The sequence below is a fragment of the Streptomyces sp. NPDC002499 genome (assembly GCF_053595415.1).
Map to the genome: position 1 here is coordinate 255,996 of NZ_JBSFXO010000010.1, position 22,338 is coordinate 278,333.

The window sequence follows — 22,338 nt, forward strand, 5'->3', positions numbered from 1 at the left end:
GAATCCGATTCCCGAATAAACCTTGACCGTGTTCGATCAACGCGGATAGAACTGGCGATCGGTTGTGTGAATTCTGGGCTCACGGGGGCGGACATGGCGCCAGATGTGAAGAACCGTCAAGGAGCGTTGCGCAGAAGGAGATTGAGCGCGGTGACCGCTTGCGCGGTTTCCTTCGCCGTGCTCGCCGGGATTCCTGTGATCGGCACCACGGTCGCTCATGCGGAACCGGTCGTCGGCAGCACTGAGGCGCAGCTTGCCGTGCAGACCGGTGAGCGGGTGGAGATCCCTGCTAAGCGAACCGAATACACGACGACGTACGCCAATCCGGACGGGACCACCTTCTCCCTCAGCATGTCCACCACCCCGGTGCGGGTGCGGCAGGGCAACGACTCCTGGGCGACCCCGGATCCGACGTTGGAGCGGAGGCCTGACGGCACGGTCCGTCCGAAGGCTTCTGTGGCGGACGTCTCGTTCTCGGGTGGCGGGGACGGCTCGGATCTGGTGTCGGTGGCCGAGGACGGCAAGTCGCTGACGGTCGGCTGGCCGGGCGAACTTCCCGAGCCGACCCTGGACGGCGCCTCCGCCGTGTACGCGGATGTACTGCCCGGCGTGGATCTGCGGATGACCGCGACCACCGAGGGCTACCGCGAGGTGCTGGTCGTCAAGTCCGCCCAGGCGGCGGCCGATCAGCGACTGAAGACACTGGACTTCCCCGTCGAGGCCGAAGGCCTGACCCTGCGGGGCGGCTCCGGTGGTGGCCTGGACGCGGTCGACGAGAACGGCAATGCGGTCTTCCGTAGTCCCACTGCACGGCAGTGGGACTCGGCAGGCGACTCGGCCGCGTCTGCCGGTCTGTCCGCGATGTCTCTGCGCACGGTCGACGGTGGGACTTCGCGGGAGGACGGCGACCACACCCCCGACCCGACAGCCGGCCCCAGTGACGGAGACGCCTCCGCGGTGCTGCCGGTGACCGCGGATGCCGATTCCATCAGCGTGGTGCCCGACGCCGGTCTGCTGACCGGCGACGACACGATCTACCCGGTGTACGTCGATCCGGACGTGTCCTGGGGCGAGTCGGAGCGGACTCTGTTGTCGTCGGACGGCGACACCTTCTACAACTTCTCCGGCGGAGACGACGGTGAGGGTGTGGGTTACTGCGGCACGTACGTGACGGGGGGCTACGCGTACGTCTGCGGTTCGGGCTACAAGCAGCGCATGTACTTCGAGTTCGCGCCGACCGCGCTGCGCGGCAAGCGGGTGCTGGACGCCACGTTCCGGGTGACCGAGCGTTGGTCGATGTCCTGCACGCACACGACGGTGCAGTTGGTGCGGACGCCGAACATCTCGTCCGCGACCCGGTGGCCGGGGCCGACCAGCAACTGGGACGTCATGGGCGACCGTACGGTGTCCGCGGGCCGGGGCACCGCCTGCGATCCCAGTCAGCCGGACGCGCCGATCGAGTTCAACGACGACCCGGCGCAGAGCTACGAGAACCTCACCAACACGGTCAAGTCCTTTGCCGCGGGTGACTTTTCGCGGCTCACGCTGATGCTGAAGGCGTACAACGAGTCGGACCCCAACGGGTGGAAGCGGTTCGACGACGACGCCGTTCTGGACGTCGACTACGTGGGTGTCCCGGCGCCGCCGACCAGCCCGGGTGTGCTCTCGGGGGAGATCGCCTCGTGCCAGACGGACGAGGACGACCCGGACGTGCTGTCGGACCCGACGCCGACGTTCACCGCGGTGGCGCAAACAGCCCCCGGTGGGGAGAGCGAGGCGAACCTGCGTACCCGGTTCTACGTGCAGAAGAAGAACGGCAGTACGTGGGACGTGGTCACGGAGCCGGTACGGCCGGTGAGCCCCGCCTACACGGGGGACGGAAAGTCGGTCTCGGTCAGTTCGCCAGTGACACTCAAGGACGGCGGCACGTACCGGATGGCGGTGTTCACCCGTTCCTACTACAACGGTGGTGCCAGTTATCTGGAGTCGCACAGCACGGTGACGACCAAGGGCTGGTGCAACTTCAAGATCGACACGACAGCGCCGAAGGCGCCGGTGATCACGTTCGGCACGAAGTACACGCCGTGCACGGCCAATGCCTGTGATCCGGCCGGTGGTCCAGGCGTCAAGGACAACTTCACCTTCTCGCCGGCCTCGGGCGACGCGGCCACGATCGCCGGGTACCGCTACAAGCTGTCCTCTTCCAAGACCTGGTCGTCCACGGTCACCGGGACGACGGTCACAAAGGCGATCGCGCCGGACCTGGCCGGCACCCAAGTGCTCCAGGTGCGGGCGTTGGACAATGTGGGCAGCGGACGCCTGGGCGCCATCGGGAGCGTGCGGTTCAAGGTTCAGGAGAGCAAGGGCGCCTCGGGCCGCTGGCACTTCAACGACAGCGCGGTCGGCTCGGGCGAGACACTTGCCTCCGACTCCGCGACGACCGACGGAACGCGACATCCAGCTACTCTCTACACCACTGGCGCCGCGTGGTCCGGGCTGGGCCGCCGAGGTTCCAGTGATCGCTCGCTCTGGCTCAACGACACGTCCGACACCACCCGGCAGTCGGGATATGCGGCGACCTCGGCTGCGGCTGTCAACACCCAGTCCTCCTACACCGTTTCGGCATGGGCGTATCTGACGGAGAGCAGCGAGTATCGGGCCGTCCTGTCCCAAACTGGTAGCGACCATTCCGGATTCGTCCTCTATTACTCGGCCGGGGTCAAGCGGTGGGTGTTCCGCTACAACTGGTCCGACCAGGCAGGCACCCGGCACTTCGTCACCCAGAACGCTGCGGCCGAAGGACCGGTGCTGAAGGTATGGACCCATGTGGCGGCCGTCTATGACGCCGACGCGAAGACCATCCAGCTGTACGTCAACGGCCGAGCGCAGGGGGATCCGGTCACTGTGCCGACCGGAGGTGAGATCCAGACTCCGGACGGAGCGCTGCAGATCGGGCGGGCGAGCTATGTGTACGGCACCTATACGCAGTACTGGCGTGGCCGTATCGACGAAGTCGCGGTGTTCCAGGAGGCGCTGCAGCCCAGCGCCGTGGCCAACGAAGCCAGATTGTTGGATTCCACCGGCACCACGACGGCCACCGAACTCGTCGCCGCCTGGAACCCGGAGGGGGCGAGCGGCACTGCGCTGCCTGACACCCTTACCGGCTACGGGCGTTCGCTGACTCTCACCGGCGGCGCCTCGCCCGACGGTGAGGCGATCGTGCTGGACGGCACCGACGATGCGGCCACCACCGCGGGCCCGGTGGTCGACGAGACCGGCTCCTTCACCGTCACCACCGAGGTCGAGCTCGACCAGGCAGCCCTGAACACCAAGGGCACCGGCTTCATCGGCCAGGTACTGGGTCAGCGCACCGCGAACGGCTCGGCATGGGGCCTGTGGTATCAGACGACCGGCACCGAGACCCGGTTCGACGACGACGACAATCCCTACGAAGTTCCCGTCGGCTTCTGGCGGTTCGGCCGACTGGCCGCCGACGGGACTTTCACCGCCGTCGACTCCGACACCGCCGCCGTGGTCGGCAGCCGAGTGCGGCTGACCGGGGTGTACGACGCCCAGGCCGGCACTGTTGCCCTCTACCTCGACTCGACGCAGAACGGCACCGACCTCGCGTACACCGCGGTCGTGGGCTCCGGTGAACTCTCCGTCGGCAAGGACTACGTGGGTGGCGCCTGGGGCCACTACCTCCCCTGCCGGATCTCCGACATCCGGATCTGGGTGGGCGCGGCAGCCGACGGCACCCAACTCGACACCATGATCGGCGGCTGATCGCCGCGTTCTCCGCCCTGCTTCGACTCCGTTCCCTCCGTGGCCGCCTGCGCGGCCGTGCCTTGACAGGGGTGTGTCGTGAACACCGGTACGAGAGTGATTCGTTGGCTGCGCGGCAGACGCGCCGGAATCGTCGTGACGCTGGCCGTCGCCCTGGCCACAGGGGCGTTGCCCGCAGTGACCGCCCAACCGGTGCAGGCCGCGACGGGCGGTCTGGGCCGACCCGACCTGCCTGAGCAACGAGACAGCGACGTCCGTGCGGTGACGGGCCTGGGCGCGACGAAGGCTCGCGCGGCCGTCGCCGCGGCCAAGAGGCGCAACGCAGCCCAGGTGGACCGTGCGACCGCCGAACAGCACGCGGCCTGGCCTGAGCCGGGCCGCACCACGGTGGCGGTGCCCGGCACCCGTTCCGGTCGCGCGAAGGCGCGCGCGGGCGGGCTGCCGGTTGCGGTGGGCCGTGGCAGTGTGGGCAACGTGGCGACGGGCCGCTCGACGATCACCGTCCTGGACCGCGCGACGACGGCCGAGGCCGGCGTCAAGGGCGTGCTGCTGACGGCGACGGCCACCGAGCCCGGGCGGGCCCGACTCACCCTGGACTACTCGGCGTTCGCCTCCGCGTACGGAGGCGGCTGGTCGGGTCGCCTGGGCCTGGTGCGGTTGCCGGCGTGCGCGCTGACCACGCCGGAGAAGGCGGCCTGCCGGACGCGCACGGTGCTGACGTCGGACAACGACCCGGTCGGACAGACCGTCTCCGCCGACGTGGCGATGGCCTCGGCCTCCTCCGCCACCGTGCTGGCCCTGGCCGCCACCTCCGGCACCTCGACCTCGGGAGCCGGCGACTTCTCGGCAACTCCGCTGTCGTCGTCGTCCACTTGGGAGGCCGGCAGCTCGTCCGGGTCGTTCTCCTGGTCCTACCCTCTGGACACCCCACCCGCCGCGATCGGGCCCGAGCCCGATCTGGAGCTGTCGTACGACTCCGGCGGCATCGACGGCCGCACCGCCTCCACCAACAACCAGGCGACCCAGGTCGGTGAGGGCTTCGACCTCTCCTCCGGTTCCTATGTCGAGCGGTCGTACGGCTCATGCGACAAGGACGGGCAGGACGGCAAGTCCGACCAGTGCTGGAAGTTCGACAACGCCTCCCTCGTCCTCAACGGCAAGTCCACTGAACTGGTCAAGGACGACACCAGCGGACTCTGGCGGCTGAAGAACGACGACGCCTCGACCGTCACGCACTCCAGCGGCGCCGACAACGCCGACGGCAATGGCGAGTACTGGACCGTCACGACCGGCGAGGGGACCAAGTACGTCTTCGGCCAGAACAAGCTCCCCGGCGCCGGCACTGAGCGCACCAACTCGGTCTGGACCGTGCCCGTCTACGGCGACGACTCCGGTGAACCCGGCTACGACCAGGGCCCGGCCTTCGCGGACCGCTCGGTCGTCCAGGCCTGGCGCTGGAACCTCGACTACGTCGTGGACCTCAACGGCAACGCGATGTCGTACTGGTACACGCCGGAGACCAACTACTACGGCAAGAACGGCGCCACGACCGCCACCACGGGGTACATCCGCGGCGGCTACCTCGACAAGATCCTCTACGGCCAGCGCTCCAACGCCCTGTTCAGCGGCGTCACTTCCGACAAGGTCACCTTCACCTACGACGAGCGCTGCACCGCCGCCGACTGCTCGGAGCTGAAGGACTCCACCGCCGACAACTGGCCGGACGTGCCGTACGACGCGATCTGCAAGAAGGACGCCGACTGCGACGTTCGAGGCCCGTTCTTCTTCACCCGCAAACGGCTCACCCAGGTCGACACCTACGCCTGGTCGGCGACATCCGGCGGGTTCACGGCCGTCGACTCCTGGGCGTTCGCGCAGGAATTCCTGGACGGCGGGGACATCGGCGACACCAGCGACCAGACGCTGACGCTGACGAGCATCAAGCACACCGGGAAGAACGGCACGGCCATCGCCCTGCCCCCGGTGACCTTCACCTACCAGATGCGCGAGAACCGTGTCGACGCCACCGACAACATCCTGCCGCTGAGCCGCCCCCGCATCGAGAGCGTCACCTCGGAGACCGGTTCCATCACCCGGGTCACGCTCTCCGAGCCGGAGTGCGTACGCGGTTCGAACATGCCGAGCTCGGCCGACCACAACTCCAAGTCCTGCTACCCGCAGTACTGGAACATCAACGGCGCCGAGGAGGCGTCGATCGACTGGTTCCACAAGTACCGGGTCCTGGCCGTCAATGTCTCCGACCCCACCGGCAAGAACGACGCGGTCGAGAACCAGTACGCGTACGCCGACCCCGCCTGGCACTACAACGACGATCCCTTCACGCCCGCCGACGAGCGCACCTGGTCCGTCTTCCGCGGCTACGGGCAGGTCACCGCGACCAAGGGCACGGGCTCCACCCGGACCAAGACCGTCTCGGTCTACCTCCAGGGCATGAACGGCGACCGCCTGCTCGACTCCGACGGCAAACTCGACGCCACCGCCCGCCGTTCGGCGACCGTCGACGGCATCGATCTCACCGGCCTCGACGTCCCAGGGCAGACCGACAGCGAGCCCTACGCGGGCTTCCTGCGCGAGAAGATCACCTACGACGGCTCGACGGCGATCGGGGTCACCGTCCATGACCCCTGGTCCAAGAAGACGGCCACCCAGCACAAGTCGTACGCGGACACCGAGGCCTACTACGTCCGCCAGGCCAAGGCTTACACCCACACCTATCTGACCGCCACGGCGAAGTGGCGGACCCGCACCGCCGCGACCACCTACGACGACTTCGGCATGGCCGCCACCGTCGATGACGCGGGCGACAGCGCCAAGTCGGGCGACGAGACCTGCACCCGCAGCTGGTACGCCCGCAACGACACCCTGGGTATCACCGCTCTGCCCGCCCGCACCAGGGTCGTCGGCCGGCCCTGTTCCGTCGCGGAGACCTCGCTGAACCTGCCGACGTCCGCGGCGAGCCGGGGCGATGTGCTCTCCGACACCGCGACCGTCTACGACACCACCTCGGCGACCGCCTGGAGTGCCGCTCAGACCCCGACCCTGGGACTGCCCACCTGGACCGGCCGCGCCTCCGCGTACCCGGCCGCCGCGACCGGCGGGGAGCGCGCTCCCACTGCCTGGCAGACCGTCAACAGGACCACGTACGACACCTCGACGGCCCAGCTGGGCCGCCCGATCTCGGTCACGGACGCGGCCGGCAACACCACCGGTTCCGCCTACACCCCGACCGACGCCGGTCCACTGACCCGGGTCGTCCTCACCAACGCCAAGAGCCAGAAAAGCTACGTCTACCTGGACCCGGCGCGCGGCTCCAAGACCAAGACCTACGACGTCAACATCAAGCTGACCGAGACGGAGTACGACGCGCTGGGCCGGGTCACCGCGGTCTGGCTGCCCAACCGCGCCCACGCCTCGGACCAGTCGGCGAACTACACCTACGCCTACTCCGTCACCCCTGACGCCCCCTCCTGGACCTCCACCTCGACCCTCAAGGCGGACGGGGACACCTACAACACCGCCTACACCGTCTACGACGCGCTGCTACGGCCCCTGCAGACCCAGTCCCCGAGCCCGCTCGGCGGCCGGCTGCTGACCGACACCCGCTACGACAGCCGCGGGCTCGCGTACGAGAGGTACGCGCAGATCTTCGACCAGGACAAGACCCCGAGCGGGACCTACACCCGCGCCGAGTACGGAGAGGCCGCCCAGCAGACCGCGACCACTTTCGACGGCGCGGAACGGGCCACCGTCAACTCGTTCTATGTCTACGGCGTCAAGCGCTGGACCACCACCACCAGTTACACCGGCGACTCCACCGCGACCACGGCCCTGGCCGGCGGCTCCGCGACCCGCGTGATCACCGACGCCCTGGGCCGAACTGCCGAACGGCGCGAGTACGCAGGCACCTCCCCGGCCGACGCGGCCTACGGGGCCGGCACCGGAACGCCCTACACCACCACTGCGTTCACCTACACACTCGACGACAAGGAAGCCACGGTCACCGGACCCGACAACTCCGTCTGGTCCTACACCTACGACCTCTACGGCCGAAAAGTCACCTCGACCGACCCTGACAAGGGGAAGACCACCACCGGCTACACACCTCTCGACCAGGTCTCCTGGCTCAAGGACGCGGCCGGCCGCGTGGTGATCTCCGCCTACGACACCCTGGGCCGGGTCTCCGGCACCTGGAGCGCCCCGGCCACGGCCGACCTGACCTCCACCACCGAGGAGCAGGTCGCCGCCAACCAGCTCACCGCCTACACCTACGACACCCTGGCCAAGGGGCAGTTGGACACCGCCGTCCGCTACATCGGTGGCAGCGGCAGCTCCGGAGCGTCGTACACCAAGAAGATCACCGACTACGACGCCCTGTACCGCCAGACAGGCACGCAGCTCGTGCTGCCCGCCGGTGACGCCCTGGTCACCAAGGGCGCGGTGCCGTCCAACACGCTCGACTTCTCCTCGTACTACAACATCGACGGCAGCCTTCAGTACACCAAGGAGCCCTCGGCAGGCGGCCTCGCGACCGAGCAGGTCACCACCAAGTACAACGACGTCGGGCTGCCCACCACCGTCTCCGGTGCCAGCGGCTATGTCCTCGGTACCGGTTACTCCGCGCTGGGCCAGACCGAACTGCTGACCCTGGGCACGTCGCCGGCCACGGGCACCAAGAAGGCGTACATCGGCAACACCTTCGAGGAGGGCACCGGTCGGCTCACCCAGTCCGTGGTCACGGACCAGACCCACGGCTATGAACTCCAAGAGCTGAACTACGGCTACGACGACGCGGGCAACGTCACCTCCGTCACCGACCCGACCACCCTGGGCGGCACGTCGGCGGCGGACAACCAGTGCTTCACCTACGACGGCCACCAGCGGCTGACCGAGGCATGGACCCCGAAGACGGCCGACTGCTCGGCCACCGGCCGCACGGCGGCCAACCTCGGCGGGGCGAGCCCGTACTGGACCTCGTACACGTACCAGGACTCGGGGCTGCGGAGCACCGAGACCACCCACGCCACCGGCGGGGACGCCAAGAAGACCTACTGCTACGACAGCACCCGAATCCACACTCTGTCGGCCGTCACCACTGCCGCCTCCTGCACCGGTGTCACCGCCGCCTACGCGTACGACGCCACGGGCAACACCACCACCCGCCCCGACGGCACCGCGGCCCAGTCCCTCGTCTGGAACGAGGAGGGCGACCTCGGCAAGCTCGTCGAGGGCAGCAGCACCACGGGCTACGTCTACGACGCCGACGGGGCGCTCCTCATCCGCCGCAACACCGCCGGTGAGACCGTCCTCTACCTCGGTGCCACCGAGGTCCACCTCGACACCAGCACCGCCACAGCCAAGTACTGGGCCCAGCGCTACTACAGCTCCGGCGACTCCACCGTCGCCCTGCGCAGCAACAAGTCCGGCGCCAACACCCTGACCTGGCTCGCCGCCGACCGGCACGGTACGTCGGGGCTGGCGATCGAAGCCACCGCCCAGGGCATCACCAAGCGGTACTCGACTCCGTTCGGCGCCGCCCGCTCCGGCTCCACCGGGACCTGGGCCGACGACAGGGGCTTCCTCGGCAAGAGCGCCGACTCCGGCACCGGTCTGACTCACCTGGGCGCGCGGGAGTACGACCCGGTGACCGGCCGCTTCATCAGTGTCGACCCCGTCCTCAGCACGGACCAGGCTCAGTCCCTCAACGGCTACACCTACGCCAACAACAACCCGGTCACCCAGTCGGACCCGACCGGCTTGGAGTCGTGCGGCCCTGTGCACTTCTGCTCAGGCAGCAACGGCACGTACGGCACGTACAAGCCGGAGAACGACCCGGGGTCGGACCAGTACGACGGGTCGAGTCACGATGACGACGACGGTGGGACGCCGCTGCTTGGTGCGGCCACCGGTAACAAGACCACCCGGCACAACCAGGCTCGGGACGTCGCCATCGAAGTGATCGAAATGCAGGTCAAGAAGCTTGGCGTGAAGAACTTCGTGATTTACAAGAACCTGAAGGTCAACGGGGCAGCCAAGAAGTGCATGAAGACCCCCACCGCGCCGTGCAACAGTTATGGTGTGCCGGACATCGTCGGCTACGACCCGAACCATGACGTGTACTACGTCTGGGAGGTCAAGTCGGCGGGTGTGGCTTCCAAAGCCGTGCCAGAAGCCACTTGGTACGTGAACAAGATGCGGGCGAACGGCGAGCAGGCAGTACTGGGCTGGACCATTGGCGGCCCCTATCCCGTAGTGGCCAACGGAGTCGCCAACGGAGACCATGTGATCGGCCCCGAGCCCGGCGCCGTCATCTACGGCAAACCCAATGACAAGAAGTTCAAGCGGATACCGACCCCCAGCCCAATGACCACAATTCAGCAGGCGCAACCTGCACAGCCCACGCCACAGCCCACCCCGGGACCGACAAGTGGTCCATACCCGGGAACCATCGACCAGCCAGGGCTCGGGGTCGTTCCCCAGGCGACGGACGGAGTAAACCAGTGGCCGCTCCTGGTGCCGATGGTCATCGTCGGGGCGCCCTTTGCTGTCGAAGCGGGCGGGACGGCAGCCGCAGTGTCGATCAGCGCGGGTGCTGCCGCTAGCCTCTTCGAACTGGCGGCGTGAGCAGGAAAGGGCATGCGGCGTATATGAATCCCTTGGACTCTCTCATTCGAGAGCATGTGGTGCCGGTCATGAAGGCGGCCGGCTTCGCCAAGAAGGGCCGGAGTTTCCGGCTCGCAGCGTCGAACGGTGATCATGCCATCGTGCTGGTCGATGCCGACGCGGTGGATCCGGAGAGGTACGTCTTCGACGTGAGTTTCTGGATGGTTCCGCTGCCGTACTGGGAGTTTCTTCGCAGGGATTCCGAGAAGCCTTCACCGCTCGACACGAGCGGCGCTCTGGCGACCTGCCCGGTGGTGCCGCCGAAGAAGGTCGCCTACCGGCCGGATGACGACGGGCACTTCCGCAATCGGTGGGCGTTCACGGAACCGGACACACGGGACCTCTGCGGTCGGGAACTGGCGCGTGTCCTCGTCGAAGAGGCGATTCCGCGCATGGTGCGACTCCTGGACCGAGGGACTCTGCTGGCGGAGACCCGCAGCAATCCGAACGAAGGGCTTGTGCGGCTGAAGAACGAGCGCATGAGCCGGATCGTCCTGCGCATTGACGACGATCCGGTCGCAGAGGTGACGGACCTGATCGACAAAGCCGAAGCGGACGGACTCTTCCCTCCCTTCGTCCTCTGGGCTCGCGAACGGCTGGCCCGCCGGGCCGCACAGGAAGGCTGACCCTGAACCATGGGTTTCTGGGGCTCCTACGTCGTATGCCGCAGCACCACCCCGCTCGACGGCATCCAGGCCGTCGTCGAGCGGCTCGACGGCATCGACGAGCACGAACTCCGGCCGGGTGGCTGGCAGATCGGCCGCTACCCCGGCCCGGAACTCGCGGACGAGGGGCCGGTCCTGCTCCCCGAACTCACCGAGGAAACGGGCGCACCGGCGTTGATCGGCTTCGTCCTTGACAGTGACACGGTGTTTGTCGAGGGCTTCTCCACCGAGGGCGGTTACTGGCGAGCCTGTCTCGCGCGGGAGGCCGCCGAGGCGTACTGCGAGGACGACGACGAGGATTTCGAGGCCGAGTTCCCGCCCCCGGGGGAGGCCGCGCGGGCGGCGGCCGTCTGGGCGAGGGATGCGGGCCTCACGCCTGACCCGCCCGGTCTGCTCGCCGTCTTCGCCGTGGAAGACAGCGATTCCGCGGAGGAGTTGTTCTTCCGGTTGCTGGATGTGCTGGGTGTCGCGCCGACGACATGACCACGGGGAGCCCGTCGTGGCGGACGAGGTGCCCACGATGGACGTGACCATCTGGGCCACGCTCGACGGGCAGGCCGCCGCGCCGCGCGAGGACTTGGTCCTCCGGTGATCCCGTACCGCGATGAACGTCTTCTTCGCCGGCGAAGTGCAGGAAGGCCGCGACTCGTACGCAGTCGTCGCGAGGTCCCTCGCCGGCGGCTCGGACAGCAGGACAAGGAATGTTCCGGAGAACCGGCCGGCACTCGCTGACGAGTTGCCCTCGAACCCGTCCTACGCATGCGCAGGATCGGCGACCCGGACCGGGACGTCTTCGACGTGACGTTCATGTTGGTTCCCCAGTCGCACCGGGCGTTCGTGAACCGCCAGAACGTGGAACTGCCGCAGCCGGACAGCAGCGGTGCCTTGGCGACCTGGCCGGTGATGCCGCCGGCCGAGGTTGCCCACGTGCCCGACGAGGAGATGCCGTTCCGGTCCCGGTGGGCATTCTCCGACCGGACACGGGCGACCTGTGCGGGCGCGAGCTGGCGCGGCTCCTCGTCGAGGACGCCATCCCGTACATGGTGCGTCTTCTCGACTGCAGGGCACTGTTGGAGGAGACCCGGGTCAATCCGAGCGGGGAACTGGTCCGGCTCCGGGGCCGGCCCATGACCGAGATCCTCCTGCGTATCGACGACGACCCGATCGCGGACGTGTCGGCCTCGGTGGACAAGGCCGAGGTGGACGCCGTCTTCCCGCCCTTCGTCGCCTGGGCCCGCGACCGGCTCGCCCGGCGGGCCGCCGAGGAGTACTGAAGTCGACGCCCCGGCCCTCAGCCGGCGAGCCCCAACTCCCGAGCGATCAGCATCCGTTGCACCTCGCTCGTGCCCTCCCCGATCTCCAGGATCTTCGAGTCCCGCCACATCCGGGCCACCGGGTACTCGTTCATGAAGCCGTACCCGCCGTGGATCTGGGTGGCGTCGCGGGCGTTGTCCACCGCGATCGTGGAGGAGTAGAGCTTGGCGAGGGCGGCCTCCTTCTTGAAGGGGGCGCCGGAGACCAGGCGGGCCGCGGCGTCGCGCCAGGCGAGGCGGGAGGTGTGGGACTTCATCTCCATGTCGGCGATCTTGAACTGGATGGCCTGGTTGGCGCCGATCGGGCGGCCGAACGCGTGCCGCTCCTTGGCGTACTTGACCGACTCGTCGACGCAGCCCTGGGCCAGGCCGGTCGCCAACGCGGCGATCGCGATGCGGCCCTCGTCCAGGATGCGCAGGAACTGCGCGTAGCCACGGCCCAGTTCGCCCAGCAGGTTGGCCGCGGGGACGCGGACGTCCGCGAAGGACAGTTCGCGGGTGTCCGAGGCGTTCCAGCCGACCTTGGAGTACGGCGCCGCGACGGTGAAGCCCGGTGTGCCGGACGGGACGATGATCGACGAGATCAGGGGGCGGCCGTCGGGCTTGCGGCCCGTCACCGCCGTGACCGTGACCAGGCCCGTGATGTCCGTGCCCGAGTTGGTGATGAAGCACTTGGTGCCGTTGATCACCCACTCGTTCGTCGACTCGTCCAGCTTCGCCGTCGTGCGGGTCGCGCCCGCGTCCGAGCCGCCGTCCGGCTCGGTGAGGCCGAAGGCGCCGAGCATCTCGCCCGAGCAGAGACGCGGCAGCCACTCCTGCTTCTGCGCGTCCGTGCCGAAGAGGTGGATCGGCATCGCGCCCAGGGAGACGCCCGCCTCCAGCGTGATGGCGACCGACGAGTCGACCCGGGCCAGCTCCTCCAGGGCCACGCCCAGCGCCAGGTAGTCGCCGCCCATCCCGCCGTACTCCTCCGGGAACGGCAGGCCGAACAGGCCCATGCGGCCCATCTCGCGGACGATCTCGTACGGGAACTCGTGCCGCTCGTAGAGGTCACCGATCTTGGGGGCCACGACGTCGTGCGCGAACTCCTCGACGGTGCGCCGGAGTTCTTCGAGTTCGGGGGAGAGCCGGAAGTCCATGAGTGATCACTGGTCCTTGTGGGAGAGGGCCCGGACGGTGCGGGAAGGGCTGGGTCGGCCCAGTTGTTCGGCCATCCACACGCTGGTGGCGACGAGGCGGCCGAGGTCGACTCCGGTCTCGATGCCGAGACCCTGGAGCATCCAGACGAGGTCCTCGGTGGCGAGGTTCCCGGTGGCCGACTTGGCGAACGGGCAGCCACCGAGGCCTCCGGCGGAGGCGTCGACGGTGGTGACGCCGTGCTGGAGCGCGGCCAGGGTGTTTGAGAGGGCCTGGCCGTAGGTGTCGTGGAAGTGCACGCCCAGGACGTTCGTCGGCACGCCCTGTTCGTTGAGCGCGGAGAGCAACTCCAGTACGTGGCCCGGGGTCGCCACGCCGATGGTGTCGCCGAGGCTCAGCTCGTCGCAGCCCATGTCGACCAACGCCCGGCAGACACGCACCACTTGCGAGATGGGGACCTCGCCCTCCCACGGGTCGCCGAAGCACATGGAGAGATAGCCCCGCACATGGGCGCCCTCGTCCTTGGCGCGGGCCACGACAGGGGCGAACACGGCCAGCGACTCGTCCACCGTGCGGTTGAGGTTGGCCTTCGCGAAGGACTCGGTGGCGCTGGCGAAGACGGCGACCCGGTTCGCGTCCAGGGCCAGCGCCCGGTCGAGTCCGCGGCCGTTCGGCACGAGGACGGGGAGGTCCACCCCGGGCAGGTCGCGCACGAGCGGGAACAGCTCCTCCGCGTCCGCCAGTTGAGGCACCCACTTGGGGTGGACGAAGCTCGTGGCCTCGATCGTCGTCAGGCCCGCGTCGGCGAGGCGGCGCACGAACTCCGCCTTCACCTGCGTCGGTACGGTCGACTTCTCGTTCTGGAGTCCGTCGCGGGCGCCGACCTCGTGGATGCGCACCCGGGCGGGCAGATCGGCGGCCGGTACGACCATCGGGAGTGTCACTGGTCCTCCTCCACAGGTGTGACGACGGCCAGCACCTGATCCATGGCGACCGTCGCGCCGGGCGTCACGTCGAGTTCGGCGACAATGCCGGCGTGCGGCGCGGAGACGACGTGCTCCATCTTCATCGCCTCGACCACCAACAGGCTCTGCCCGGCGGCCACTTGATCCCCCACGGCGACCTTCACCACGGTCACCGTCCCCGGCATGGGTGCGGTGAGCGAACCGGCACCGGAACGGTCGGCCCCGCCGAGCGAGGCGGCCACCGGGTCGTGGTCCCGTACCTGCCAGGCGTCACCGTCGCGGCCGAGCCAGTCACCGGCCCGGCGGAAGGTGTGCCGGACCCCGTCGAGGGTGACGGCGACCTGGTCCTCGGTGACGGTGTGGTCGCCGCGCGGAACGTACTCCACGGGCTCGGTCACCCGTAGCTGGAAGCCGACGGGCTTGGGAGCACCGCCCAGCCGCCAGCCGCTCGGCACCGAGAACGGGTCGGTCCAGCCCGCACCCTTCGGACGCAGCGCCTCCAGCCGTACGGCGGCCGCCGCCTCGTACACCTCCTCGGGCACCTCGTCCGGGACGAGGGAGTCCGCCTCGCGCTCGACGAGCCCGGTGTCCAACTCGCCCGCCACGACCGCCGGATGGGCGAGCAGCCGCCGCAGAAAACCGGCGTTGGTCGGCACGCCCAGCGTGACCGTGTCCGCGAGGGCGGCCCGGAGCTTCCTGAGCGCGGTCGCGCGGTCGGGGCCGTAGGCGATGACCTTGGAGAGCATCGGGTCGTAGAGACTGCCGACCTCGGTCCCTTCGGAGAGCCCGGAGTCGGTGCGGACGCCGTCGCCCTGGGGTTCGCGGAGCATGACCACCGTGCCGCCGGACGGCAGGAAGCCGCGTGAAGGATCCTCCGCGCAGATCCGCGCCTCGATCGCGTGCCCGGTGAGCGTGATGTCGTCCTGCGCGAAGGGCAGTCGCTCGCCCGCCGCCACCCGCAGCTGCCACTCCACCAGGTCGAGACCGGTCACCAACTCCGTGACCGGGTGCTCCACCTGGAGCCGGGTGTTCATCTCCATGAAGTAGTACGAGGACGGGTCGACGCCCGGCACGATGAACTCCACCGTGCCCGCGCCCCGGTACCCGCACGAGCGCGCCGCCTGTACGGCCGCCTCGCCCATCGCCGCGCGCGTGGCCTCGTCGAGGAGCACGCTCGGCGCCTCCTCGACGACCTTCTGGTGCCGGCGCTGCAACGAGCACTCGCGCTCGCCGAGGTGCACCACGTTCCCGTGGCCGTCGGCCAGCACCTGGATCTCGATGTGCCGGGGCCGTTCCACCCACCGCTCCACCAGGAGCGTGTCGTCGCCGAAGGAGGCGCGGGCCTCACGGCGGGCAGCGGCGATCTCCTCGGCCAGCGCCGACGTCTCGCGCACCAGTCGCATGCCCTTGCCGCCCCCGCCGGCCGACGGCTTCAGCAGCACCGGCATCCCGATCTCCCGGGCCGCGTCGGCGAGTTGGGCGTCCGTCAGGCCGCTGCCGCTGGATCCGGGGACGACCGGCACGCCGGCCGCCTTCACCGTCTCCTTGGCGTGGATCTTGTCGCCCATCAACGCGATGGACTCCGCGGTCGGGCCGATGAAGACGAGCCCCGCGTCGGCGCACGCGCGCGCGAAGCCCGCGTTCTCCGCGAGGAAGCCGTAGCCCGGGTGCACGGCCTGGGCGCCGGTGCGGGCGGCCGCCTCCAGGATCCGCTCCACCGACAGATAGCTCTCGGCCGCCGGTGCCGGACCGATCCGTACCGCCGTGTCGGCCTCCCGGACGTGCCGGGCGTCCGCGTCGGCGTCGGAGAAGACGGCCACCGAGCGCACACCGAGCGAGCGCAGGGTGCGGATCACGCGGACCGCGATCTCGCCCCGGTTGGCCACCAGGACCGTGTCGAACATCTCGACCATCTTGGGCACCCTCATCACATCCGGAAGACGCCGAACCGGGGCTCACCCAGCGGCGCGTTGGCACAGGCGGTCAGGGCCAGGCCCAGCACCTGGCGGGTCTCCAACGGGTCGATGACGCCGTCGTCCCAGAGGCGGGCGGTCGCGTAGTAGGCGTTGCCCTGGTGCTCGTACTGCTGCCGGATCGGGGCCTTGAAGGACTCCTCGTCCTCGGCGGGCCACTCCTCCCCGCGGCCTTCCAGCTGGTCCCGCTTCACGGTCGCGAGGACCGACGCGGCCTGTTCGCCGCCCATGACGGAGATCTTGGCGCCGGGCCACATCCACAGGAAGCGGGGGGAGTAGGCCCGGCCGCACATCGAGTAGTTGCCCGCGCCGTAGGAGCCGCCGACCACGACCGTCAGCTTCGGCACGCGCGTGCAGGCCACCGCCGTGACCATCTTGGCGCCGTGCTTGGCGATACCGCCGGCCTCGTAGTCCTTGCCGACCATGAACCCCGAGATGTTCTGGAGGAACACCAGCGGGATCCCGCGCTGGTCGCACAGCTCGATGAAGTGGGCGCCCTTCTGGGCGGACTCGGAGAACAGGATGCCGTTGTTGGCGATGATGCCGACCGGGTGGCCGTGGATCCGGGCGAACCCGGTGACCAGGGTCTGCCCGAACTCTGACTTGAACTCGGCGAACCGGGAGCCGTCGACCACGCGCGCGATGATCTCGCGGACGTCATAAGGGGTGCGGGAGTCGACCGGGACCGCGCCGTAGAGCCCGTACGGGTCGACCTTCGGCTCGACCGCCCCGGTGACCTCCCAGGGCAGCGGTCCGCGCGCGGGGAGCGTCGCGGCGATGTTCCGGACGATCCGCAGCGCGTGCGCGTCGTCCTCCGCGAGGTGGTCGGTCACGCCCGACACGCGTGCGTGGACGTCGCCGCCGCCCAGCTCCTCGGCGGTCACGACCTCGCCGGTGGCCGCCTTCACCAGCGGCGGGCCGCCCAGGAAGATCGTGCCCTGGTTGCGGACGATGACGGCCTCGTCGCTCATGGCCGGGACGTACGCGCCGCCCGCCGTGCACGAGCCCAGCACCGCGGCGATCTGCGGGATGCCGGCGCCCGACATCCGGGCCTGGTTGTAGAAGATCCGCCCGAAGTGGTCGCGGTCGGGGAAGACCTCGTCCTGCATCGGCAGGAAGGCGCCCCCGGAGTCGACCAGGTAGATGCAGGGCAGGCGGTTGTCGAGAGCCACCTCCTGGGCGCGCAGGTGCTTCTTCACCGTCATCGGGTAGTACGTGCCGCCCTTGACGGTGGCGTCATTGGCGACGATCACGCACTCGCGCCCCGACACCCGCCCGATCCCGGCGACCACCCCGGCGGCCGGCGCCTGGCCCTCGTACATCCCGTCGGCCGCCAGCGGAGCCAGCTCCAGGAACGGCGACCCCGGATCCAGCAGGGTGTCCACCCGGTCCCTGGGCAGCAGCTTGCCGCGCGCGGTGTGCCGCGCCCGCGCCTTCTCGCCGCCGCCGAGCCGGGCCGCGGCCAGCTTGCCGCGCAGCTCCTCGGCGAGCGCCCGGTGCGCCGCCTCGTTGGCCCGCCACGCCTCCGACGCGGGATCTGCCGCGCTCGTCAGCTCCGGTGCCTCTTGCATCCTGCGGTCCCCTCACCCAGCGATCCACTGTTAATGAGCGTTAACCATTTCCTTCAGGTTAACGACCGCTAACCTTCCTGTCTAGAATTGCTTCCATGGCCACCAGAACCGACGCCCCCACCCGCCGTGAGCAGATCCTCAAGGAAGCCGCGCGGCTCTTCGCCGAGCGCGGTTTCCACGGCGTCGGGGTGGACGAGATAGGCGCCGCGGTCGGCATCAGCGGCCCCGGTCTCTACCGCCACTTCCCGGGCAAGGACGCGATGCTCGCCGAACTCCTCGTCGGCATCAGCGGCCAGCTCCTGACCGGCGGCAAGCGCCGGGTCGCGGAGACCGACGGGAACCCCGAGACCCTCCTGGACTCCCTCATCGAGGGCCACATCGACTTCGCCCTCGACGACCGCCCCCTCATCACCCTCCACGACCGCGAGCTGGACCGCCTCCGCGACAGCGACCGCAAGCTGGTCCGCCAGCTCCAGCGCCAGTACGTCGAACTGTGGGTGGAGGTGCTCCGCGAGGTGTACCCGGGCCTGGCCGAGCCCGCCGCGCGTTCCGCGGTCCACTCCGTCTTCGGCCTCCTGAACTCGACCCCGCACCTGGGCCGTCCCGGCTCGCTCCCGGGGCGCGGGACGACGGCGGAGCTGCTGCACCGGATGGCGCGGGGGGCGTTCGCGGCGGCGGGTGGATGATGGACGTGGCTGCCGGGAGCGTGACGAGCGTTACGGGGGCGCTCCACTGGACGCTCTCCCTACCCGCCGGTACCGTTGGGTTCTGAGCAAGCGCTTAGACATTGACCCTTGAGGCAGCTGGAGGTGGCGGCGGTGCGCCGTACGGTGTTTGACGAGGACCACGAGGCGTTCCGGGAGACCCTGCGCGCCTTCATCGAGGCCGAGGTCGTCCCCGTCTACGACGAGTGGTTCGCCGCCGGCCAGGCGCCGCGCGACTTCTACTACAAGCTCGCCGAGCTCGGCGTCTTCGGCATCCGCGTGGACGAGGAGTACGGCGGCGCCGGCATCGACTCGTACAAGTTCGAGGCCGTGATGTACGAGGAGACCGCGCGCGCCGGTGTCCAGTTCGGCGGCTCCGGTGTGCACGTGCTGCTCGGCCTGCCGTACATCAAGTCGCTCGCCACCGACGAGCAGAAGAAGCGCTTCCTGCCGAAGTTCGTCTCCGGCGAGGAGATGTGGGCGCTGGCGATGACCGAGCCGGGCACCGGCTCCGACCTCGCGGGCATGAAGACCACCGCCAAGCTCTCCGAGGACGGCACGCACTACGTCCTCAACGGCTCCAAGACCTTCATCACCGGTGGTGTGCACGCCGACCGCGTGATCGTCTGCGCCCGCACCTCGCCGTCCACCGCCGAGGACCGCCGCTTCGGCATCTCGCTCTTCGCCGTGGACACCAAGTCCGAGGGCTACTCCATCGGCCGCAAGCTGGACAAGCTCGGCCTGAAGACCTCCGACACCGCCGAGCTGGCGTTCGTCGACGTCAAGGTGCCCGCCGAGGACCTGCTGGGCGAGGAGAACAAGGGCTTCTCCTACCTCGGCCACAACCTCGCCTCCGAGCGCTGGGGCATCGCCTTCGGCGCGTACGCGCAGGCCAAGGCGGCCGTGCGGTTCGCCAAGGAGTACGTCCAGGAGCGGACCGTCTTCGGCAAGCCGGTCGCGTCCTTCCAGAACACCAAGTTCGAACTGGCCGCCTGCCAGGCCGAGGTGGACGCCGCCGAGGCCGTCGCCGACCGCGCCCTGGAGGCCCTGGACGCGGGCGAGCTGACCCCGGCCGAGGCCGCCAGCGCCAAGCTGTTCTGCACCGAGGTCGCGCACCGCGTCATCGACCGCTGCCTCCAGCTGCACGGCGGCTACGGCTTCATGAACGAGTACCCGATCGCCCGCCTGTACGCGGACAACCGCGTCAACCGCATCTACGGCGGCACCAGCGAGATCATGAAGACGATCATCGCGAAGAACATGGGTCTGTAAAGTCCCCGAAATTACTGGCCGGTAGAAACGATCACATGAGCCAGGCACTACAGGATCTCCTCGATCTGCTCGACCTCGAGCCGATCGAGGAGAACATCTTCCGCGGCCAGTCCCGCTCCGCCGTCGTCCCCCGTGTCTTCGGGGGCCAGGTGGCGGCGCAGGCGCTGGTCGCCGCCGGGCGTACGGTCCCCGCCGACCGGTACGCCCACTCCCTGCACGCGTACTTCCTGCGCACCGGCGACCCGGGCGCGCCCATCGTCTACACCGTCGAGCGGATCCGCGACGGCCGCTCCTTCACCACCCGCCGTGTGCTCGCCGTCCAGCACGGCCGGCCGATCTTCGCGCTGTCGGCGTCCTTCCAGTCGTACGAGGAAGGCCTCGACCACCAGGCGCCCATGCCGCCCGCCCCCGATCCGGAGACGGTCCCCACGGGTCGCGAGCGGCTGCTCGGCTACGACCACCTCGACCAGCGGATCGTTGAACGATTCCTGGAGGCCCGCGAGGCGATCGACCTCCGCTACGTCGACGACCCGCCGTACGGCCGCTTCGGCGAGCCGCGCGAGCCGCACTCCCAGGTCTGGTTCCGCACCAACGGCAAGCTGGTGGACGACCCGCTCCTCCACGTGGTCCTCGCGACCTACGTCTCCGACATGACCCTGCTCGACTCGATCCTGCTCGCGCACGGCCGCGGCGGCTGGGCGGTCGGGGATGTCGTAGGAGCGTCGCTCGACCACGCGATGTGGTTCCACCGGCCGTTCCGCGCGGACGAGTGGCTGCTCTACGACCAGGAGTCGCCGTCCGCGCACGGCGGCCGGGGGCTGGGCCAGGCCCGGATCTACACCCAGGACGGCCGGCTGGCGATCTCGGTGATCCAGGAAGGCGTGGTCCGCGTCCCTCGGTGAGACTGTGGGGCATGGGGCAGACGCAGCAGCAGACGGAACGTCAGGAAGACGGCGGCGGCGAGAGCACGTTCACGGTGATCGTCGCCGCCGTGGCCAATCTCGGGATCGCACTCGCCAAGGCGGTCGCCGGCGTCATCAGCGGATCCAGCGCGATGCTCTCCGAGGCCGCGCACTCGGTCGCCGACACGGTCACCGAACTCCTGCTGCTCACCGCGCTCAAGCGCAGCGAGAAGCCGGCCGACGAGGACCACCCGCTCGGCTACGGCCCCGAGCGCTACATCTGGGCCATGCTCGCCGCCGTCGCCACCTTCGTCGGCGGCGCGGTCTTCTCGCTCTACGACGGCATCCACACCCTGGTCGCCGGCGAGGACCTCGGCGACCCGCTGGTGTCGTACATCGTCCTGGCGGTCGCCTTCGTGCTGGAGGGCTACTCGCTGCGGACGGGACTGAAGCAGGCGAAGGGGGAGGCGGCGCGGTTCCGGGCGCCCTTCCGCGTCTACTTCCGCCGCACCCCGGACACCGCCGTGAAGGCGGTCGTGCTTGAGGACTCGGCCGCGCTGGTCGGCCTGGTCCTGGCGGCGGGCGGGCTGCTGGGCGGCCAGCTCACCGGCTCGGGCGTCTGGGACGGCCTCGCCTCACTGCTCATCGGTCTGCTCCTGCTCGTCGTCGCCTGGGTGCTGGGCCGCTCCAATGCGGAGTTCCTCATCGGGCGCCCACTGCCCAAGCCCATGCGGGACCGGATCCGCGCGGAACTGCTGGCGGACGAGCACATCGAGGCCGTACTGGAACTGACGACCCTCGTGCAGGGCCCGCGCGAGGCGCTGGTGGCGGCCAAGATCGACTTCCGGGACGCGTCGACGGCGGCCGAGATCGAGTGGGCCTGCGAACGGGCGGAGGAGCGGCTGCGGGAGGCGTTCCCCGGGATCGGGCGGGTGTACCTGGACCCGACGCCGGGGTATGCGCAGCGGCGTGACGAGGGGCTGAATCCCTGGCCGTGAGACGGCTGACCTGGCGAGATGGCCGAGGAGAAGGACAGCCCGAACGGTTCGTCCCGCCATGGAAGTCGGGACCTGGTGGTCTTCACCGTGCAGATGGAACTCGCCGGCCTGGCCCTCGCCGGGATCGTCGCCCTGGTGGGGTGGGCGGCGTTCGGGTGGCTGCCCGACGCCGACCTGGTCGGGCTCATGACGGGCATACTCGCGGTCGGTCCCTGGCCGCGGTGACGCTGCTCGTGGCCGCGGCGGCGAACTGGGCCGTCCCGGCACTGGACGACCCGGACCTCGGCATGTTCATCGGCTTCCTCGTCGGCCTCCCCGCGGGCATGGCCGTACTGGCCCGGCTCCTCGACCGGGCGGCCACCGCCTGACCC

15 protein-coding genes are annotated in these 22,338 nt (G+C 69.4%); 11 read left to right on the top strand and 4 right to left on the bottom strand.

Annotated features, from left to right (window positions below; translation table 11 throughout):
- Window positions 1–150 precede the first annotated feature (150 nt).
- From ACWD5F_RS28815 to ACWD5F_RS28835, 5 genes are all read left to right on the top strand, one after another.
- Window positions 151–3,786, top strand: a complete 3,636-nt coding sequence (locus ACWD5F_RS28815; RefSeq protein WP_451258624.1) for a LamG domain-containing protein — start codon at window positions 151–153, stop codon at window positions 3,784–3,786.
- Window positions 3,787–3,864: 78 nt separating this feature from the next.
- The gene (locus ACWD5F_RS28820) at window positions 3,865–10,428 is read left to right on the top strand and encodes an RHS repeat-associated core domain-containing protein (protein ID WP_451258626.1); all 6,564 of its coding nucleotides are present in this window, start codon (window positions 3,865–3,867) and stop codon (window positions 10,426–10,428) included.
- A gap of 68 nt (window positions 10,429–10,496) precedes the next feature.
- Window positions 10,497–11,093 (top strand): hypothetical protein, encoded by a 597-nt coding sequence (locus ACWD5F_RS28825; protein ID WP_451258628.1) that lies wholly within the window; start codon window positions 10,497–10,499, stop codon window positions 11,091–11,093.
- A 9-nt stretch (window positions 11,094–11,102) separates the two neighbouring features.
- On the top strand, window positions 11,103–11,615 hold the full coding sequence (locus tag ACWD5F_RS28830) for a hypothetical protein (protein WP_451258630.1): 513 nt from the start codon (window positions 11,103–11,105) through the stop codon (window positions 11,613–11,615).
- Between the two features lie 476 nt (window positions 11,616–12,091).
- Window positions 12,092–12,406, top strand: a complete 315-nt coding sequence (locus ACWD5F_RS28835) for a hypothetical protein (protein ID WP_451258632.1) — start codon at window positions 12,092–12,094, stop codon at window positions 12,404–12,406.
- A gap of 17 nt (window positions 12,407–12,423) precedes the next feature.
- Here ACWD5F_RS28835 and ACWD5F_RS28840 read toward each other — a convergent pair whose 3' ends face one another.
- From ACWD5F_RS28840 to ACWD5F_RS28855, 4 genes are read right to left on the bottom strand one after another with little or no spacing between them, the layout of a single operon-like run.
- Window positions 12,424–13,584, bottom strand: coding sequence for an acyl-CoA dehydrogenase family protein (locus tag ACWD5F_RS28840; RefSeq protein ID WP_451258634.1), 1,161 nt, complete (start codon window positions 13,582–13,584; stop codon window positions 12,424–12,426).
- Window positions 13,585–13,590: 6 nt separating this feature from the next.
- Entirely contained in the window at window positions 13,591–14,514 is a 924-nt protein-coding gene (locus tag ACWD5F_RS28845) for a hydroxymethylglutaryl-CoA lyase (RefSeq protein WP_451258922.1), read from the bottom strand.
- Between the two features lie 8 nt (window positions 14,515–14,522).
- Window positions 14,523–16,451 (bottom strand): acetyl/propionyl/methylcrotonyl-CoA carboxylase subunit alpha, encoded by a 1,929-nt coding sequence (locus ACWD5F_RS28850; RefSeq protein WP_451258924.1) that lies wholly within the window; start codon window positions 16,449–16,451, stop codon window positions 14,523–14,525.
- A 23-nt stretch (window positions 16,452–16,474) separates the two neighbouring features.
- Window positions 16,475–18,091, bottom strand: coding sequence for a carboxyl transferase domain-containing protein (locus ACWD5F_RS28855; RefSeq protein WP_451258636.1), 1,617 nt, complete (start codon window positions 18,089–18,091; stop codon window positions 16,475–16,477).
- Window positions 18,092–18,186: 95 nt separating this feature from the next.
- Between ACWD5F_RS28855 and ACWD5F_RS28860 the strand changes: the two genes are divergently transcribed.
- The 6 genes from ACWD5F_RS28860 to ACWD5F_RS28885 all read left to right on the top strand — a co-directional run bounded on the left by ACWD5F_RS28860 (window position 18,187) and on the right by ACWD5F_RS28885 (window position 22,335).
- Entirely contained in the window at window positions 18,187–18,777 is a 591-nt protein-coding gene (locus ACWD5F_RS28860; protein WP_402349732.1) for an SACE_7040 family transcriptional regulator, read from the top strand.
- Between the two features lie 132 nt (window positions 18,778–18,909).
- Window positions 18,910–20,067 carry an acyl-CoA dehydrogenase family protein gene (locus ACWD5F_RS28865; RefSeq protein WP_124000459.1) on the top strand — a complete coding sequence of 386 codons (1,158 nt, stop codon included), beginning with the start codon at window positions 18,910–18,912 and terminating at the stop codon, window positions 20,065–20,067.
- Between the two features lie 35 nt (window positions 20,068–20,102).
- Window positions 20,103–20,969: an acyl-CoA thioesterase gene (locus tag ACWD5F_RS28870; protein WP_401726808.1), complete on the top strand. Its 867-nt coding sequence runs from the start codon at window positions 20,103–20,105 to the stop codon at window positions 20,967–20,969.
- An 11-nt stretch (window positions 20,970–20,980) separates the two neighbouring features.
- Entirely contained in the window at window positions 20,981–21,967 is a 987-nt protein-coding gene (locus ACWD5F_RS28875) for a cation diffusion facilitator family transporter (protein WP_451258638.1), read from the top strand.
- An 18-nt stretch (window positions 21,968–21,985) separates the two neighbouring features.
- Complete coding sequence (locus ACWD5F_RS28880; protein ID WP_451258640.1) at window positions 21,986–22,192, top strand: hypothetical protein; 207 nt, start codon at window positions 21,986–21,988, stop codon at window positions 22,190–22,192.
- Window positions 22,189–22,335 carry a hypothetical protein gene (locus tag ACWD5F_RS28885; RefSeq protein WP_451258642.1) on the top strand — a complete coding sequence of 49 codons (147 nt, stop codon included), beginning with the start codon at window positions 22,189–22,191 and terminating at the stop codon, window positions 22,333–22,335. Before ACWD5F_RS28880 ends, ACWD5F_RS28885 begins: the two co-directional genes overlap by 4 nt.
- Window positions 22,336–22,338: the final 3 nt, after the last annotated feature.